The 2,548-nt window shown below is 72.4% G+C and carries 1 protein-coding gene; it reads left to right on the top strand.

Translation table 11 applies throughout. From position 1 onward, the window contains the following. Window positions 1-2,548 (top strand): non-ribosomal peptide synthetase (locus AC068A_RS37275; protein WP_478590738.1); only part of this gene is annotated, 2,548 nt, incomplete at both ends.

Genomic DNA, 2,548 nt, shown 5'->3' with positions numbered 1-2,548 from the left:
TCGGGTGGGGTGGCGCGGGCCGCGCTGGTGCCGGTGGCGCGTCCCGATGTGCTGCCGTTGTCGTTCGCGCAGCGCCGGCTGTGGTTCCTCAACCGGCTGGAGCACGGTGACGCCCGGTACAACATGACGTTGTCCCTGCGGTTGTCGGGTGTTCTGGACCGGGGTGCGCTGGGCCTGGCGCTGGCGGATGTGGTGGGCCGGCACGAGAGTCTGCGGACGTTGTTCCCCGAGGTCGACGGCGTGCCGCGGCAGGTCGTTCTGGACGCCGGCTCGGTCGCGCTCGGGTTCGAGGTGGTGGAGGTCGACGAGGCGGGCCTCGCCGAAGCACTCGCAGGGGTGACGTCCGCCGACTTCGACCTCACCGCGGACATTCCCGTGCGCGCACGTCTCTTCGCGATCGCCGAGGACGAGCACGTCCTCGCCGTGGTCACGCACCACATTGCCGGTGACGGCTGGTCGGTGGGTCCGATGGCGCGTGATCTGGCGGCCGCGTACGCGGCCCGGTGTAGCGGTGCGGCGCCGGTGTGGGCTCCGCTGCCGGTGCAGTACGCGGACTACGCGCTGTGGCAGCGCGAGGTGCTGGGCAGCGAGGACGACCCGGACAGTGCCGTTGCCCAGCAGCTGGCGTACTGGCAGCAGACCCTCGCCGGCCTCCCGGAGGAGATATCCCTCCCCGTCGACCGCCCCAGGGAAGCCGCCGAGGCCGCACAGCCCGGCCGCGTCATCCGGTTTGCCCTCGACCCCGAACTCCACCGTGCCATGACCGCGCTCGCCCGGACCCGGGGCGCCACCGTCTTCATGGTGCTCCAGGCCGGACTCGCCGCCCTGCTCAGCAGGCTGGGCGCGGGCACCGACATTCCGATCGGCGCTCCGATCGCGGGGCGTACCGACGACGCGCTCGACGACCTCGTCGGGTTCTTCGTCAACACCTTGGTGCTGCGGACCGACACCAGTGGTGATCCCACGTTCCGCGAGCTCCTCGCCCGGGTGCGTGCCGCCGACCTGGCGGCGTACGAGAACCAGGACCTGCCGTTCGAGCGGCTCGTGGAGGTCCTCAACCCGGCCCGTTCCCTGGCACGCCACCCGCTGTTCCAGGTCTGGCTGGCCCTGGACAACACCCCCGACGAGACGCTGGACCTGCCCGGCCTCGGCATCGCCGTCGAGCCGACCGCGGACTCGCTCTCCAAGTTCGACCTCCTGCTCAGCCTCCGCGAGCGCCACGACACCGACGGCACCCCCGCGGGAATCGAAGGCATCGCCCGCTACAACGCCGCCCTGTTCGACCACACCACCGTGGAATCGGCCCTGGAGCGCCTGGTCCGCCTGCTGCGGGCCACCGTTGCCGAGCCCGGCATGCCGATCAGCCGGGCCGACCTCCTCTCCGAGGACGAGCGACACCTGATCCTCAGCGAGTGGAACGACACGGGCCGCCCCGCCCCGGCTGAGCTGCTGCCTGCTATGTTCGAGGCACAGGCCGCCCGCACGCCCGAGGCACCCGCCGTGTCCGACGGCGGCACCGTCCTGGCGTACTCGGAGCTGGAAGCCCGCGCGAACCGGCTCGCCCACCACCTCATCGGACTCGGAGCGGGCCCCGAGCAGATCGTCGCGGTCGCCCTGCCGCGTTCCGCGGAACTCATGGTGGTCCTCCTTGCGGTCGCCAAGACGGGGGCGGCCTACTTGCCCCTCGACCCGGAGTACCCGGCCGAGCGCATCGCCCTCATGCAGTCCCACACCGCCCCCCGCGTGCTCGTCACGGCCGGTGGCGCGGTGGCCGGACCGGCCGGTGCAACGGGAACCGAGACCCTGCTGCTCGACGACCCCGGCGTCGTCGAGCGCCTCGCGCAGCAGCCGGCGACGCCCCCCGCGGACGTCGACCGCCTCCGGCCCCTGCACCCTCGCAACCCCGCCTACGTGATCTACACCTCCGGGTCCACCGGCACGCCGAAGGGCGTCATGGTCGAGCACGGAGCGCTCGCCGACTACCTGGAGGGCGCCCGCTCCGGATACCCGAGCACCCGGGACGCGGCCCTGCTGCACTCCTCCGTTTCGTTCGACATGACGGTCACCGCCCTCTACGTGCCGCTGATCTCCGGCGGGTGCGTGGTCGTCGGCTCCCTCCGGGACGCCGACGCCGGGCAGCCGCCGCAGACCGAGCGGTACAGCTTCCTCAAGGCCACCCCCAGCCACCTGTCGCTGCTGATGGAACTGCCCGAGGAGTACGCCCCGACCGGCGAGCTCCTGCTCGCCGGCGAACCTGTCAACGCCGCCGTCCTCGAAGCCTGGCGGCGCCGCCACCCGGACGTCGCCGTGCGCAACGTCTACGGCCCCACCGAAACCACGGTCAGCGCAACCGAGTACCGACTCGCCCCCGGGGAACCGGTCGACGGGCACACGCTGCCCATCGGCCGTCCTCTGGACAACACGCAGGTGTACGTCCTGGACGAGGGGCTGCGGCCCGTCCCGCTGGGGACGCCGGGTGAGCTGTTCATCGCGGGTTCCGGTGTGGCCCGCGGGTACGTGGGCCGGCCGGGTCTGACGGGTGAGCGGT

It is taken from the genome of Streptomyces sp. NPDC043854 (assembly GCF_056436005.1).
Note: the sequence above shows the minus strand (reverse complement) of the source record. Positions and strands in the feature narration are given on the sequence as shown.